This window comes from Leeuwenhoekiella aestuarii (assembly GCF_004104055.1).
GTDB lineage: Bacteria > Bacteroidota > Bacteroidia > Flavobacteriales > Flavobacteriaceae > Leeuwenhoekiella > Leeuwenhoekiella aestuarii.
In genome coordinates this window covers 81,509-97,295 of the sequence record NZ_QOVJ01000005.1, presented here as the reverse complement: position 1 = coordinate 97,295, position 15,787 = coordinate 81,509, and the positions used below count along the sequence as shown (strand labels likewise).

Below are 15,787 nucleotides of genomic sequence, written 5' to 3'. Positions count from 1 at the left end.
TTCAATTTTATATGGTTTTTTAAGTGTTCAATTGCGTATTCTTAATGTAGCGTTAAATAGAATTTATAAATATCTGTACTTTAGACTTTTCTGCGTATAATTTTTGGTAATTATAGGTTTGTATATATCGATTTCGTTTTGCTGTTCGTTTTAATAATGTGTCAATTTGAATATATCGTATTAAATGAGGTTAATTTTTTATGGTATACTACTTCATTTAGAAATAAGAAAGCCTGCAATCTAGATTGCAGGCTTTCTATTCGACTATTGGCTGATAGTCTACGTGGTTAATTTTGATTGTCTATTGAGCACAAACGGTAATTGGTAGTAAACCAGATGCTTGCTCTCCAAAGTCACCAGAGTCATAAACTAAATCACCATTAGGAGCATAAACTTCAAATCTTATTTCGCCATAATTATCTCCTGGGAAATTCCATTCTGCGCTTAATGTTCCTTCTGGTATAGTGACGGTTGCTACTCCTGAAGATCCATCATTTGGTGTACAGCCTCCGGTGCTATTATTTAAAAAAGCACCGTCACAGCCACTATAAGGAGAGCATAGCCCTACTTCTAATGTGCTGTTATCAAGAACTATAGTAATACCAGATCCTCCGTTACCACAATCTGTTTGCCAGCCGTCTCCATACGAATCAAACATTCTAACTGTGTAATCTCCTGGTTCAGGGGAACAAGTTAATAGTGCATTGTATTGAAAAGGAGCCTTAAAGAAGACGCCTGTTAACACTCCGGAGCTACTCTCTGGGCCTAATGAACGTCCGTCTGTAAGATTAAGAACAAGATCTACTATAAAAACATCACCTGCGGTGTAATCACTATCAGAGATTCCCATTGCTGCAACTGCTTCTCCGAATGTAACGGTTAAAGTCGCTCTAGGTAATCCTACTGGCCCTTCTGAAAATTCTGAGGCTGCAATTGTTTTTACAAGACTTCTGTTTGGATCTGTAGTTCCGTTGTCTGGAGAAAGATCTCTAAGAGCGACATAGATGTCTACACTTTCCATAAGACCTCCATCTTGAGCGTCCTGTTCTTCAACAGTTACAGCAAAAGTGGAGCTTGGATCGCTTGAATTTAATGAGGCATTGATTACTTCAATAGTTCTCAAAGCGGCACCTTTCTCATAATCTAATACTGTGTAAATTGCATTATCAGGATCTTCGTCACATGAGATTGCATTGAAGACAAGCCCGAGCATTAATATGTATTTATATATGTTTTTCATCTTCATTAAATTTTTAGTTTGCAGGATTAGTTACTCCAGAATCCCAAAATACCTGAGTTAGGTTATCCTGTCTCTGATTTAAGTTAGGATTTGCGTTTACTTCATCAGAAGGGTAAAGTAACGTTCTGGGGAAAGGGCCTGGGTTTGGATCTATGTTTCGGGCAAGAGTTCTTGGATACCCTGTGCGTCTGATAAAATTAAAGCCGTCAGCTCCGCCACCATACATTGCGATAAAGAATTGTTCTCCTAAAATATCCAATTTTGCTTTTTCTATTGGCCAGCCTTGAGCATCTAAACCTGTTGTTCGTGGTGCATCAGTAAATTCTTGAACAGTGGCGTCAATGAAATCAGAAATTTCGTCTGCTGTAGGTTCTAGTGATAGATCAGCTGTTGTGTCTTTAAAAGAAGTTACATAATTAACTGATTCTGTAACCCCGGCTTCTATTGCACTTGCGGCTTCTGCATCTCGTTGAAGCATCGTGTAAGCTTCAGCTCTCCAAAACTCTACAAATGAAGAAAGGATAATAGGTTCTATTCCAGCACCACCTGCTCCAAGGCCTAAACCTACTGCTGCATCGTAAAAAGTTAATTCTGTTTGGGCTGCATTTAGAATAATCCAATCTAAATTATCGTCGAATCTTCCACCTGCTGGATAAACGCCAGTAGCAGTTCTACCGAATGAATCTGGTGGAATACCTTCGTTATTACCATGCACTCTTCCCCAATAGCCAAGTCTCATAGAACACCAGTAATTTTCTTCCTCAGTGAACTGAAGGTGAGCAGGTGTGTCTTGAACTGAGCAGGCTAATGTTTGTGCATCTTCAGTTGAAGCTCCTAAAGCATCAGGGTAGATATAGAATAGATTATTCCCTTCAAAAAGCATATTGGTAAAACTTCCTGGTGTAACACCGGCTTGTCTATAGAAGTAATACCTTCTGCGAGGATCATCATCTCCGGTAATATCACCTAGTTCTCCGGCCATCAAGTTCATTAGCCAATTTGATCTATAAAGATTAGCGCCACTATCTGTGTAATCACTGGCATAATCAGGGTGTCTGGTATCTGGCTGTTGAAGGTTTGTTCCGTATGCAAATGCAAAATTATCCTCTTCAGTTTCAATAACATTAGTGGCATTTATGACTCCAGTGTAATCTCCAGTTGTTAATGCTGCACGCATTTTTAAAGTGTTGATAAACTTAATCCATTTGGTAGAGTCTCCCTCGTAATAAAGGTCTGTAGCTGTACCTAAACTTGCGCCTTGCATAAGTGAGGTGGCGTCGTCTAAAAGAGCTAGAGCTGCTTGATAAACTGCTTCATCATCATCGATAGCCGGATCTGGAAATTCTAATGGCATATTTGCTTGGCTCCATACAATATCACCTAGATAGTCAACTAATAACATCATTAAGTGGGCTTGCATCGCCTTAGAGGCTCCTAGTAAATAATCATATGAACCATCTTCATTTAATTCTTCAATTACACTTATGTCTGGATTCATACTGCTGAATAAATTGTTCCAGGCACCATTCAGGGAGCCTCCTCCATAATTATTAAAATATATTCGCCCACTCATTTGATCTATTCGTGATAGCTGAGCTCCTATATTATTGAAAGAGCTTACGCCGTTTCTGTAACTCAATTGCACATTGTTGAACAATAACGTGGGATTGGCCTGGTCTGGGCTCAAAGAGTTAGGGTTTTCTAATTTTTCCAATTCAACCGTTTCACAGCTTTGAAAGACGGTTAATCCTAAAAGAAAAACTATAACTAAAATATTATATGTTTTTTTCATGTTTAAATTTTTTGAGTAGATGCTTTAATTAAATATTTGCCTCTACGTTTTCTTAGAATGTAGCTTTAACACTTAAACCATATCTTATAGAACTAGGTCCGTTTAAGTAGTCAAACCCTCGTCCATTACCAACACCAATTCCAGCTACGTTAGGATCAAAGTTTGCACGTTCTGGAGTGTTATAGGCATCATACCATAAGTTATATCCTGCAGCCGTAATTGAGAGATTTCCAAATGGAGTGCTTTCCAACCATTTCTTTGGCATATTATAACTAAGAGATAGTTCTTTTAAGCGTATAACCGATGCGTCATATATTTGTAACTCACTAGGACCAAAAAGAACATTGTCAAAATAGAATGAAGAGTTATCTAATTGTTTTCTATTTGGTGTTCCGTCAGCTAAAACTCCCGGAAGTATAAATGGCTCTCTACGATCTGGATTGATTAAACCACGGCCTAATAATGTAGCAATGGTTTGAGAATAGATATCTCCACCGCTCACATGGCTTATTTGAAAACCTAATGTTAAGTTTTTATAAGAAATAGAATTGATGAAGTTCATTACATAATCCGGGTTGGGATTACCGATGATTGGAGCAATTGCACGTGAACCTTCAGTTCCTACAGGAACTTCATTGTTATTAGCATCAATTGCGATTTGTGTCTCAGATACATAAAAGCCGTCATTACCAACAACAAAATTGCCATTATCGTCTCTTAATACTCGACTACCTACAATTACACCTAACTGTTCTCCTTCAATAGCGGCATTACCTAAGTCAGAAAAGCCTGCATAGACTATTTGATCACTAGCTTGTTCTGTTACGATCTGTTTGTTTGTGGTGAAATTTACACGAGAATTCCAATTAAAGCCTCCAGCTTCAGAACTTTTAAAGATGTCAATGCCTAAATCAGCTTCCCAGCCTGTGCCTTCAACTTTTCCAATATTATCACTTGTTCCAGTATATCCTGATGACGGAGATAATGGTCTACCTACAATCAGGTTTTTTGTTGTGCGATCATAATACGATAAGCTAATATCTAAGCGATTTTTTAATAATCGAGCATCAAAACCAACTTCCCATTCGCTGATAAGTTCTGGTAGCAATTGTGGGTTTGCTAAGCTGTTACTAACAGTATTGGTTACAATTCCTGAAGGTCCGCCTATGGCCCCACCTCCAACTTGAGTTGACTGACCTATTGTGTTAACGGTAGGGTATCCAGAAGGGAAGCCAGCCGAAGAGCCAAGACCTGCTCTTAATTTAAGGTAGTTAAGTCCTATACTATTACCATTTCCAAAACCTTCAAAAGCTGATGTGGGAATAAAAGAGGCGCTTACACTTGGATAGAACTGACTGTTGTTTTCTGCAATTAAGTTTGAAATCCAGTCATTTCTTCCTGATAAAGAAAGATATAAGAAACTGTCATATTCAAACGACAAATCACCGAATAAACCTATAGTATTTCTCTCTACAGTACTTTGAATAGGAAGTTGGTTTTCAAAGTTGAAATGTCTTTGAACATTGTATACTATCTGGCTTGAGCTTGCAACACCTTGTTGGTCAAAATACTCTCCTAAAGAACTTCCTCCCAAAAGAAAGCTAACGTTTAGCTTTTGATCTGCAGTTAAATCATAGTTACCAGATATAGCAGCATAATGATTAAATGTTGTTGAGTTATTATCCCAAGTGTTATAATATCCAAATCTATCTGCGTCACTATTTACACCACCTTTGTTTGAATATGAGTGGTTTCTTTCATTATAGATATCAATACCTCCGCGATATAAAACACTTACATTATCGTTAAACTCATAAGATAACTGAGCATTACCAAATACACGGTTGGTTAGCTGCCCGTTCTGAGCATTAGCAACAATCCATCGTGGATTTACAATATCATTACCATTACGATAATAAATACTTCCTCCTGTTTCAGGAATTTCAAAAGGAAGGTTCATTAAGTCAACACTAATAGGGGTAAAGAATACTTGGCCAAAAACTGAAAGACCATAGTTGGCATTACCATCACTTGCAGCCACTGGTGGGGTTACAAAATTACTTCTAGAGTAGTTTAATATACCGGTTACTGTAAATCTATTACTTAGTTTAGCGCGACCACCTACTGAAAGCGTATTTCTTGTAAGGCTGTTTCCGGGTGTAAACCCTTCGTCGTCAGTATGACCAAAGTTTACATTGAAAGACATATTGCCGTCATCAGAACCTCCCCTAATGTTTAAAGAGGTGTTACTTACGCTTCCTGTTCTGAAGAAATTTTTAACACTCGCATATGGTTTATAAGCGTAATCTACGCCTTGAAAAGATTGGAATAGTTCATTGTCTCCGCCAAGAAAGTTACTTAGAAATGAGTTTGTAGAATATGGATGAGGAACATTCCCGTTAGCGTCAACTATTCCTGCAGGATCATTTAGATAGCCATCAACTCCATTAGGACTGAAATTTGGACCATAGTTACTAAAGAACCACCCAAAAGACTGATTGAATCCCCCTCCATACGATTGTTGATAATCCGGGAGAGAAGCAATTTCATTGAAAAAGAAAGATTGATTTAAAGTGATTTCAGTCTTCTTTTTGCTTGCTTGCCCGCTATTTGCTTTTGTTGTTATCAATATGACACCATTTCTACCGTCTGTTCCATAAAGCGTTGCAGCAGCAAGTCCTTTAAGAACGGTTATGCTGGCAATGTTGTTAGGGTCGATGTCTAAGAATCGACTTGAACCTACGTTACCGTTAACAAAGTTGTCTTGAGAGTTTGTTCCACTGCTAAAAGGAACTCCATCTACAACAAAAAGTGCTTGATTGCTCCCATTGATAGAAGTGTAACCCCTAATTACAACGTTAGTTGCGGATCCTGAGGTTCCGTTTTGAGCAGTAATCTCAACCCCGGAAGCTTTACCGGAAAGAACCCTTGCGACATCAGATTCAGGCCTTTGCTCTAAATCCTCAGAAGCAACCTCGCTAACTGCATAACCAAGAGCTTTCTTTTCTCTCTTGATACCTTGTGCAGTAACTACTACTTCTTCAAGAGATTCTCCAGCTTGCATCTGAATATTCACCGTAGATGAAGCTCCAATTTTTGCATCCTGTGGTGTAAATCCAACATAACTAAAAGTAAGCACATCACCTGTTGATGCTTCAATAGAATACAATCCGTCAAAGTCAGTTTGAGTTCCGGTAGTTGTTCCAGAAATTAGGACATTAACACCAGGTAGTGGAACACCACTATCATCGGTTACCGTTCCAGAGATTGTTCTGGTTTGTGCAAAAGAAAACTGCACAACTAATACTAAGAATAGCATTAGAAATCCTTGTAATCGTTTTTTCATGTTTAATATTTATTTGAATTAGCCACGCTAAAAATGATTAAAAAAAAGAATCAAAACAAATAAATAGATGTTATTTTTTAAATTTTTGTTAATTTAATGAAGCTAAAGTGTTAATTAAAGATATTTTTAAATTTTAGCATATTAAGTTGAGAATGTATTAATATTAACGATTATTAACGTATTTTTTACATTAAAAATGGTTATTTAACTAATTATTTAGTTGGGGTGTTTTTTTAATTAATAATGCTTTTTTAGTTAAAAATTAGCGATTAATGTTAAGTGTAGAATTGAGTTTGATAACTCGAATTTTTGATTATTGTGAATGCCGGTAGCTAAGTTTAGTTTTAATATTCCAGCTTTTGTTAAAAGAGAAGTTCCTAACCCAAAACTGTATAATATAGCTTCTTGATTGTTGAGGTTATTTTCGTAGTACGCGGCATCAATGATCGTGTTTACGTAGATTTTTTGATTTGGGGAATATCTGTACTCTGTTTGAAGGGTTGTGTATAAATTTGCAGATAGGCTGTTTTCTTTAAATCCTCTAATGTTGTTGATTCCGCCAAATCGAAATAATTCATTATCAAGGTAATTAGTGGATTTTAATATCGCTGTTTGATTGTTTAGGTAAAGGCTGTGGCTTGAGTTTAATTTGAAATTATATGCTGCATTTAAACTGGCGATAATTTGATTGGTGGTGTTGCGGGCTTGTGTTTTTCTAAAAGCAGTTCCTGTGATAAATTCTAGGTAAGCTGATTGTGGTTGCAGGGGTGAGTTTCTTTTTTTGCTATAGCTGAGTTTTCCTGAATAGATTTGTTTTTTGTAAGGTTCAGTATATGTATTCTCTGTGTTTTGTGATGTCGTTGATTGTTCAAGCTCTAGTGAGGTTGAGATGAATGTGTTTTTAGTGATGCTTAATGAGGTTTCTAAAGTTTGTGATGCGTTAGAAAATGTGCTGTCTTGTCTGAAGATGTTAATTCCTGCAGAAAGGCTGATTGGGCTTTTAAAAAGAAAGGGGAGGTTTGTGTTTAGGTTTAAAATTTGTTGGTTCTCGCCATTGCTTTTGTAAGTTAGGTTTATTCGTTCTCCTTGATTGAAGTTGTTTAGTAGGTTTAAGTTTAAGTAGCCGGCGAGTCTCAAAATTGATTCATCTTCGTTAGAGCTAAAACCTAAAAATCCCTCAAGTGTATTTGCGTTTTTTTTGTCTATATATAGGTATAATGATGTGCTGTCTTTTTTGAATTGTAACTCAGGGGCTTTGCTGAATAATATAAAGTCTAATTCTTCCAAGGTTTTTGTCTTGTCTAGGATTTTCTTTTTTTGAAAAAGAACTGGGGTTTTTAGTTTGGCTTGGTGTTTAATAAAGCTTTGCGGGAACTTGGTGTATCCTTTGATGACGACCTTTGTAAGGTTTCTGTTGTCTTTTCTGTTGACTTTTAGCTCTGCAGAAATGCCTTTTTTTGATGCTAAAATATTTATTACTTGAAATGTGGTTAGCGGGTTGCCTGTTTCTGCGGCGTTTTGCGTTAGTCTGGGGAGGATTTCGCGGATTTCTTGAGGATTTATTTCGATTGAGTTTTTAGAAATAGTGTAATCAAGATCTGATAAATAATCCAATGTTTTTATGTCATATATATATAAGGTAATCTGGTTAGTTTTTTTTTTGCTTAAAAATTCTACACTATAGTTCTCTTTTGACTTCTTTTTTAGGTTGTAGAACTTATGTTGAAGATAGCCTTCTAGGTAAAGTTTATTCTTTGTTTGGTTTATTTCTTCGGTCATCTCAATAAAAGAGGCAAATTCAATATTTTGAAAATATTTTGAGATGAGGCTGTCTTCTGATTTAGAATTAGTGATAATTTCTAAAGAAATATTCTGTGAAAAAGCCGAACATAGGCTTAATAGGTAGGTAGCTAAAAGTAGATTGCGTGAAAATTGCTTTTGCTTCAAGTGTTTATTTTGGATTTGGTTTGTAGTGTTTTTTGGTAAATACCTATTATAATAAAATACCTTTGAAAATTAATGATTTATGTGTTGAATTACTCAATTTATTTTATACCTTTGCGAGCCCTTAGAAAAGGGGCTATTAGAATAACTATAATTTAGGTAAAGGAAATTATGCCAACAATTTCACAATTAGTACGAAAAGGAAGAGCCAAGATAACCAAGAAGAGTAAATCGGCTGCTTTAGATTCGTGCCCACAACGCCGCGGGGTTTGTACCCGTGTGTACACTACTACACCTAAGAAACCTAACTCTGCGATGCGTAAAGTAGCGCGTGTTAGATTGACTAACGGTAAAGAGGTGAATGCATACATTGGTGGTGAGGGTCACAATTTACAAGAGCACTCGATAGTATTGGTTAGAGGCGGAAGGGTAAAAGATTTGCCAGGTGTTAGATATCACATTGTACGTGGAGCTTTGGATACCGCAGGTGTTCAGGGAAGACTACAGCGTCGTTCTAAGTATGGAGCAAAACGCCCTAAGAAGTAATTAAAAACTTTTAAAGAGAAGAAATGAGAAAAAGACAGGCCAAAAAGAGACCACTTTTACCAGATCCTCGTTTTAACGATCAGCTGGTTACGCGTTTTGTAAACATGATGATGTGGGACGGTAAAAAGTCGGTAGCCTTTAAAATCTTTTACGATGCAATGGATATCGTAGAGGAAAAGAAAAACAACGACGAGAAAACAGCTTTAGAAGTTTGGAAAGATGCGTTATCTAATGTTATGCCTCACGTAGAAGTGCGTAGTCGTAGAGTGGGTGGAGCAACCTTTCAAATCCCAATGCAGATTAGACCAGATCGTAAGATTTCTACTGCAATGAAGTGGTTGATTAGCTTTTCAAGAAAGCGTAATGAAAAATCGATGGCTTCTAAATTAGCTGCAGAAGTATTAGCTGCTGCTAAAGAAGAAGGTGCTGCTGTTAAGAAGCGTACAGATACTCATAAAATGGCAGAAGCAAACAAAGCATTCTCTCACTTTAGATTCTAAAAAAAAATGGCACAAAGAGATTTAAAATTTACTAGAAATATAGGTATTGCGGCTCATATTGATGCGGGTAAGACCACAACAACAGAGCGTATACTTTATTATACCGGTGTAAGTCATAAAATAGGTGAGGTGCACGATGGTGCAGCTACTATGGACTGGATGGAGCAAGAGCAGGAGCGTGGTATTACAATTACTTCGGCTGCTACAACTTGTACGTGGAAGTTTCCTATGGAAAATGCTCAGCCGCTTCCAGAGACTAAAGATTATAACTTCAATATTATTGACACTCCGGGACACGTTGATTTTACTGTAGAGGTGAACCGTTCTTTACGTGTTCTTGATGGTTTAGTGTTTTTGTTTAGTGCGGTTGATGGTGTTGAGCCACAGTCTGAAACAAACTGGAGACTTGCAGATAACTACAAAGTCCCTCGTATGGGCTTTGTGAATAAAATGGATCGTCAGGGGTCTAATTTTCTTGAGGTTTGTAAGCAGGTAAAAGAGATGTTAGGTTCTAATGCGGTGCCTATCGTTTTGCCTATTGGTGATGAAGCGGATTTTAGAGGGATTATTGACCTCGTTAAGAATCGTGCTGTAGTATGGCATGATGAGACTCAGGGTGCTACCTTTGATGTTGTTGAAATTCCTGAAGAGCTTAAGGCTGAAGTAAAGAAATACCGTGGTATGCTAATCGAAGAGGTTGCTGCTTACGATGAGAATTTACTTGAGAAATATATGGAAGATGAAGATTCTATTACTGAAGATGAAGTGCATGCTGCTCTTCGTGCTGCTGTAATGGATATGTCTATCATTCCAATGATTTGTGGTTCTGCCTTTAAGAATAAAGGTGTGCAGTTCTTGTTAGATGCTGTATGTCGTTATTTGCCATCTCCAATGGATAAGGAGGGTATTAAAGGTGTTAATCCAAATACTGAAAAAGAAGAAATCCGTAAGCCAGATGTGACTGCTCCATTTGCTGCTCTTGCATTTAAAATTGCTACAGATCCTTTCGTGGGTCGTTTAGCATTTTTCCGTAGCTACTCAGGTAGGTTGGATGCTGGATCTTACGTATTGAACAATCGTTCAGGAAATAAAGAGCGTATCTCTCGTATTTATCAAATGCATGCTAATAAGCAAAATGCAATTGACTTTATCGAAGCTGGAGATATAGGTGCTGCAGTAGGGTTTAAGGACATCAAGACCGGTGATACTTTGTCTGATGAAAAGCATCCAATCGTTCTTGAAAGTATGGACTTTCCTGATCCTGTAATTGGTATTGCTGTTGAGCCTAAAACTAAGGCGGATGTTGATAAGTTGGGTATGGCTTTAGCTAAATTAGCTGAAGAGGATCCTACTTTCCAGGTTCGTACGGATGAGGCGTCAGGTCAGACTATTATTTCTGGTATGGGCGAGTTGCACTTAGATATTATTGTAGATCGTCTTAAGCGTGAGTTTAAGGTGGAAGTGAGTCAAGGTCAGCCACAAGTAGAATATAAAGAAGCTATTACAAGAGTTGCTGATCATAGAGAGGTTTACAAGAAACAATCTGGTGGTCGCGGTAAATTTGCTGATATTGTATTTACTCTAGAGCCTGCAGAAGAAGGTAAAGTAGGTCTTGAATTTGTGAATATGGTAAAAGGTGGTAACGTTCCTAAAGAATATATACCATCTGTAGAGAAAGGTTTTAAAGCTGCGATGATCAATGGTCCTTTGGCTGGTTTTGAAGTTGATGCAATGAAAGTTACACTTAAGGATGGTTCTTTCCACCCTGTGGATTCTGATGCATTGTCTTTTGAGCTTGCTGCTAAAATGGGATTCAAGGCTGCTGCTAAAGCTGCTGGTGCTGTTGTGCTTGAGCCTATAATGAAAGTTGAAGTTATTACTCCTGAGGAAAATATGGGTGATATCGTAGGTGACCTTAACCGTCGTCGTGGTCAGATGAGTAGTATGGGTGACCGTGCTGGTGCAAAAGTTGTGAAAGCAACTGTACCATTGTCTGAGATGTTTGGTTATGTTACTACATTACGTACGCTCTCTTCTGGTCGAGCAACTTCTACTATGGAATTTTCACATTATGCAGAAACTCCTTCTAATGTATCTGAAGAAGTTATCGCTGCGGCAAAAGGAACTGCTAACGCTTAATTTACTAAGAAATGAGTCAGAAAATCAGAATAAAACTTAAATCTTACGATCATAACTTAGTAGATAAGTCTGCTGAAAAAATCGTAAAAACGGTAAAAAGTACCGGTGCTGTAGTGACTGGGCCAATCCCACTCCCTACTCACAAAAAAATCTTTACTGTATTGCGTTCTCCACACGTAAACAAGAAATCTCGTGAGCAGTTTGAGCTTAGCTCTTATAAGCGCTTACTTGATATCTACAGTTCATCTTCAAAAACCATTGATGCGTTAATGAAGCTTGAATTGCCTAGTGGGGTTGAAGTAGAGATTAAAGTATAGTTTGATTTCCGCATGGCGGAATAAACATGTCCTAAGCTGCGGGCGAGGGAAAAACGGATAAAAATACATTCAGGGTCGAACGTATTTTGACCCTGTTTTATTTCGGCGAAAGCCAAACAATAAATAAGTAAACTAGTAATAATCAATATTAATTAATATGTCTGGGTTAATTGGAAAAAAAGTAGGTATGACCAGCATCTTTGACGAGAATGGGAAGAACATTCCTTGTACTGTGATCGAAGCAGGTCCCTGCGTTGTTACCCAAGTCAGAACCGAAGAGGTTGACGGGTATAGTGCCCTTCAGTTAGGTTTCGATGACGCAAAGACTGCAAATAAAGCTGCTCAAGGTCACGCCAAGAAAGCAGGTACAGTTGCAAAGCGCAAAGTTGTCGAGTTCCAAGAATTTGAAGGTGAGTACAAATTAGGAGATGCAGTAACTGTAGAAGTCTTTAAAGAAGGTCAGTTTGTAGATATAGCTGGTACCTCTAAAGGTAAAGGTTTTCAAGGTGTAGTAAAGCGTCATGGATTTGGTGGTGTAGGTCAGTCTACCCACGGTCAGCATAACCGTTTGAGAGCTCCTGGTTCTATCGGTGCGGCATCTTACCCAGCTCGTGTATTTAAAGGTATGCGTATGGCTGGTCAAATGGGGAATGAGCGAGTAAAAGTTCAAAATTTAAGAGTTTTAAAGGTGGTTGCTGAAAAGAACCTGCTTGTGGTGAAAGGTTGTGTGCCAGGTCACAAAAATTCTTATGTAATTATTGAAAGATAATGAAAGTAGCAGTAGTTGATATCAAAGGAAAAGAAATAGGGAGAGAGGCAAACCTTTCTGACGCTATTTTTGCAATAGAGCCTAATGACCATGCTATTTATTTAGATGTAAAGCAACACCTTGCCAATAAAAGACAAGGTACGCACAAATCTAAAGAGCGTGCAGAGATCGCAGGTAGTACACGTAAGATAAAGAAACAAAAGGGTACGGGTACAGCTCGTGCTGGTAGTATCAAATCTGGTGTGTTTAAAGGTGGTGGTAGAATGTTCGGTCCTAGGCCTCGTAATTATTCATTCAAATTGAATAAAGGTCTTAAGCGTTTAGCCCGCCGTTCTGCTCTTACATTGAAAGCAAATGATAAAGCGATTTTAGTAGTTGAGGATTTCAATTTTGATGCTCCAAAAACTAAAGATTTTGTTGACGTTGTAAAAGCCTTAGGCTTAGATAATAAAAAGTCTTTGTTTGTGTTGGGCGCTTCAAATAATAATGTATATTTGTCGTCACGCAATTTGAAGACCTCTGAGGTTATAATGAGTTCAGAATTAAGCACTTACAAAATTATGAATGCAAATAATGTGGTGTTTTTGGAAGGATCTCTAGAAGAAATTGAGCAAACTTTAAGTAAGTAACAACATGAGTATTTTAATAAAACCCGTGATTACCGAAAAAGCTACATCGGATAGTGAGCTTAACAGCCGTTATACCTTTGAAGTAAATCCCGGTTCGAATAAGATCGAAATTAAAAACGCTGTAGAGGCGACTTATGGTGTTTCGGTAATTAAAGTAAGAACAATGAACGTTCGCCCAGATCGTAATACCAAGTTTACAAAATCTGGTATGATCACTGGTAAAACAAAAGGCTTTAAGAAGGCTATTGTACAGGTGGCGGAAGGTGATGTGATTGATTTTTATAGTAACATTTAAGACAAACAAATGTCAGTAAGAAAATTAAAACCGATCACTCCAGGACAGCGATTTAGAGTAGTTAATGGGTTTGACGCCATTACTACTGATAAGCCGGAAAAAAGCCTATTGGCTCCGATTAAAAAGTCTGGAGGGAGAAACAGTCAAGGAAAAATGACCATGCGCTATAAGGGTGGTGGTCATAAAAAACGCTACCGCGTTATTGATTTTAAAAGAAATAAAGAAGGTGTTCCTGCAACTGTAGCGAGCATTGAGTATGATCCTAATCGTACTGCTTTTATTGCGCTTTTGAATTATCAAGATGGAGAGAAGCGTTACATTATCGCGCCAAATGGTTTGCAGGTGGATCAGAACGTTGTTTCTGGATCTGGTTCGGCTCCTGAGATAGGGAACGCTATGCCTTTGTCTGATATTCCATTAGGTACTATTATTTCTTGTATAGAATTACGTCCGGGGCAAGGAGCTATTATGGCTCGTAGTGCTGGGGCGTTTGCACAGTTAATGGCTCGTGACGGAAAATTTGCAACTGTTAAGTTGCCTTCTGGTGAAACAAGATTGATTCTTGCTAACTGCATGGCTACTATTGGTGCAGTTTCTAACAGTGATCATCAGCTTATCGTTTCTGGTAAGGCTGGTAGAAAGCGTTGGTTAGGTAGACGTCCACGTACAAGACCGGTTGTAATGAACCCTGTTGATCACCCAATGGGTGGTGGTGAAGGTCGTGCTTCTGGAGGTCACCCACGTTCTAGAAACGGTATACCTGCTAAAGGTTATAGAACCCGTACTAAGACGAAAGCGAGTAATAAATATATTGTAGAACGTAGAAAGAAATAATAAGATATGGCACGTTCATTAAAAAAAGGACCTTACGTTCACTATAAATTAGAGCAAAAAGTTGCTGCTAATGTAGAGGCTAATAAAAAGACAGTAATCAAAACTTGGTCAAGAGCTTCAATGATTACTCCTGATTTCGTTGGTCAAACTATAGCTGTTCATAACGGTCGCCAGTTTGTTCCAGTTTATGTAACTGAGAATATGGTAGGTCATAAGTTAGGAGAATTTTCGCCAACACGATCTTTTAGAGGTCATGTAGGGTCAAAAAATAAAGGTAAAAAATAATTGAAGCTATGGGAGTTCGTAAAAAAGAAAGAGCAGAGCAGAGAAAAGAGGCTAAGAAAACTGTAGCCTTTGCAAAACTGAACAACTGCCCTACTTCTCCTCGTAAGATGCGCTTAGTTGCAGATCTTGTACGTGGTCAGAAAGTAGAAAAGGCGCTTCAAATATTAAAATTTAGTAATAAAGAGGCTTCTCGTCGTGTAGAAAAGTTGGTTCTTTCTGCTATATCAAACTGGCAAGAGAAAAACGAAGATGCGAGTATTGAAGATGCTGATTTAGTTGTTAAAGAGATCCGTGTAGATGGAGGTAGTATGTTGAAAAGACTTCGTCCGGCACCACAAGGTCGCGCACATAGAATAAGAAAACGCAGCAACCACGTTACAGTTGTGCTTGGTGCTAAAGATAACACACAAAGCAAATAATAAATGGGACAGAAGACAAATCCAATCGGGAATCGCCTAGGTATTATCAGAGGATGGGAATCTAACTGGTATGGTGGTAACGACTACGGTGATAAACTTGCCGAAGACGATAAGATTAGAAAGTATATTCACGCTCGTTTATCTAAAGCTAGTGTGTCTAGAGTAATTATTGAGCGTACGCTTAAGCTTGTAACCGTTACTATCACTACTGCTCGTCCTGGTATCATTATCGGGAAAGGTGGTCAAGAGGTAGACAAGTTGAAAGAGGAACTTAAACAAATTACAGATAAGGAGGTTCAGATCAATATCTTTGAGATTAAACGTCCAGAACTTGACGCATTTTTGGTTGCTTCCTCAGTAGCCCGTCAAATTGAAAATCGTATCTCATATCGTCGTGCTACTAAAATGGCAATTGCGGCTGCAATGCGTATGAACGCAGAGGGGATTAAGATACAGATTTCAGGTCGTCTGAATGGTGCTGAAATGGCGCGTTCAGAATCTTACAAAGATGGTCGTATTCCATTATCAACATTCAGAGCTGATATAGACTATGCTTTGGTGGAAGCTCATACTACTTATGGTAGATTGGGTATTAAAGTATGGATTATGAAAGGTGAGGTTTACGGTAAAAGAGAATTATCTCCTTTAGTAGGTCTTGCTAAGAAGCAAGGAAAGGGCGGTCGTGGATCTGGTGCTCCAAAATCACGTCGTAGAAAGTAATTTTTTAAAGTA

Annotated in this window: 15 protein-coding genes; 11 read left to right on the top strand and 4 right to left on the bottom strand. The window is 38.0% G+C overall.

Translation table 11 applies throughout. The features are described 5' to 3' along the window. Positions 1-301: 301 nt before the first annotated feature. The 4 genes from DSM03_RS13515 to DSM03_RS13500 all read right to left on the bottom strand — a co-directional run bounded on the left by DSM03_RS13515 (position 302) and on the right by DSM03_RS13500 (position 8,325). Positions 302-1,240: a hypothetical protein gene (locus DSM03_RS13515; RefSeq protein ID WP_128762284.1), complete on the bottom strand. Its 939-nt coding sequence runs from the start codon at positions 1,238-1,240 to the stop codon at positions 302-304. Positions 1,241-1,253: 13 nt separating this feature from the next. Beyond that, complete coding sequence (locus tag DSM03_RS13510; protein WP_128763229.1) at positions 1,254-3,032, bottom strand: SusD/RagB family nutrient-binding outer membrane lipoprotein; 1,779 nt, start codon at positions 3,030-3,032, stop codon at positions 1,254-1,256. Between the two features lie 52 nt (positions 3,033-3,084). Next, complete coding sequence (locus DSM03_RS13505) at positions 3,085-6,378, bottom strand: SusC/RagA family TonB-linked outer membrane protein (RefSeq protein WP_236643950.1); 3,294 nt, start codon at positions 6,376-6,378, stop codon at positions 3,085-3,087. Positions 6,379-6,633: 255 nt separating this feature from the next. Next, the gene (locus tag DSM03_RS13500) at positions 6,634-8,325 is read right to left on the bottom strand and encodes a BamA/TamA family outer membrane protein (RefSeq protein ID WP_128762282.1); all 1,692 of its coding nucleotides are present in this window, start codon (positions 8,323-8,325) and stop codon (positions 6,634-6,636) included. 168 nt (positions 8,326-8,493) lie between these two features. Here DSM03_RS13500 and rpsL point away from each other — a divergent pair, with 168 nt between their 5' ends. From rpsL to rpsC, 11 genes are all read left to right on the top strand, one after another. Next, positions 8,494-8,868: a 30S ribosomal protein S12 gene (rpsL, locus tag DSM03_RS13495; protein WP_009779177.1), complete on the top strand. Its 375-nt coding sequence runs from the start codon at positions 8,494-8,496 to the stop codon at positions 8,866-8,868. Positions 8,869-8,891: 23 nt separating this feature from the next. Then, positions 8,892-9,368, top strand: a complete 477-nt coding sequence (rpsG, locus tag DSM03_RS13490) for a 30S ribosomal protein S7 (protein WP_073100077.1) — start codon at positions 8,892-8,894, stop codon at positions 9,366-9,368. A 6-nt stretch (positions 9,369-9,374) separates the two neighbouring features. Next, complete coding sequence (gene fusA / locus DSM03_RS13485) at positions 9,375-11,507, top strand: elongation factor G (protein WP_128762281.1); 2,133 nt, start codon at positions 9,375-9,377, stop codon at positions 11,505-11,507. An 11-nt stretch (positions 11,508-11,518) separates the two neighbouring features. Beyond that, positions 11,519-11,824, top strand: coding sequence for a 30S ribosomal protein S10 (gene rpsJ, locus DSM03_RS13480; protein WP_009779180.1), 306 nt, complete (start codon positions 11,519-11,521; stop codon positions 11,822-11,824). A gap of 157 nt (positions 11,825-11,981) precedes the next feature. Then, positions 11,982-12,593, top strand: a complete 612-nt coding sequence (gene rplC / locus DSM03_RS13475) for a 50S ribosomal protein L3 (protein ID WP_128762280.1) — start codon at positions 11,982-11,984, stop codon at positions 12,591-12,593. After that, the gene (rplD, locus tag DSM03_RS13470; RefSeq protein ID WP_128762279.1) at positions 12,593-13,222 is read left to right on the top strand and encodes a 50S ribosomal protein L4; all 630 of its coding nucleotides are present in this window, start codon (positions 12,593-12,595) and stop codon (positions 13,220-13,222) included. The genes rplC and rplD overlap by 1 nt, the downstream gene beginning before the upstream one ends. 4 nt (positions 13,223-13,226) lie before the next feature. After that, positions 13,227-13,517 carry a 50S ribosomal protein L23 gene (gene rplW / locus DSM03_RS13465; protein WP_128762278.1) on the top strand — a complete coding sequence of 97 codons (291 nt, stop codon included), beginning with the start codon at positions 13,227-13,229 and terminating at the stop codon, positions 13,515-13,517. Between the two features lie 9 nt (positions 13,518-13,526). Next, positions 13,527-14,351, top strand: a complete 825-nt coding sequence (gene rplB / locus DSM03_RS13460) for a 50S ribosomal protein L2 (RefSeq protein ID WP_128762277.1) — start codon at positions 13,527-13,529, stop codon at positions 14,349-14,351. Positions 14,352-14,357: 6 nt separating this feature from the next. Next, positions 14,358-14,636 (top strand): 30S ribosomal protein S19, encoded by a 279-nt coding sequence (gene rpsS / locus DSM03_RS13455; RefSeq protein ID WP_128762276.1) that lies wholly within the window; start codon positions 14,358-14,360, stop codon positions 14,634-14,636. An 8-nt stretch (positions 14,637-14,644) separates the two neighbouring features. After that, on the top strand, positions 14,645-15,055 hold the full coding sequence (rplV, locus tag DSM03_RS13450) for a 50S ribosomal protein L22 (RefSeq protein ID WP_073100084.1): 411 nt from the start codon (positions 14,645-14,647) through the stop codon (positions 15,053-15,055). A 3-nt stretch (positions 15,056-15,058) separates the two neighbouring features. Next, complete coding sequence (gene rpsC / locus DSM03_RS13445) at positions 15,059-15,775, top strand: 30S ribosomal protein S3 (RefSeq protein WP_128762275.1); 717 nt, start codon at positions 15,059-15,061, stop codon at positions 15,773-15,775. Positions 15,776-15,787 lie beyond the last annotated feature (12 nt).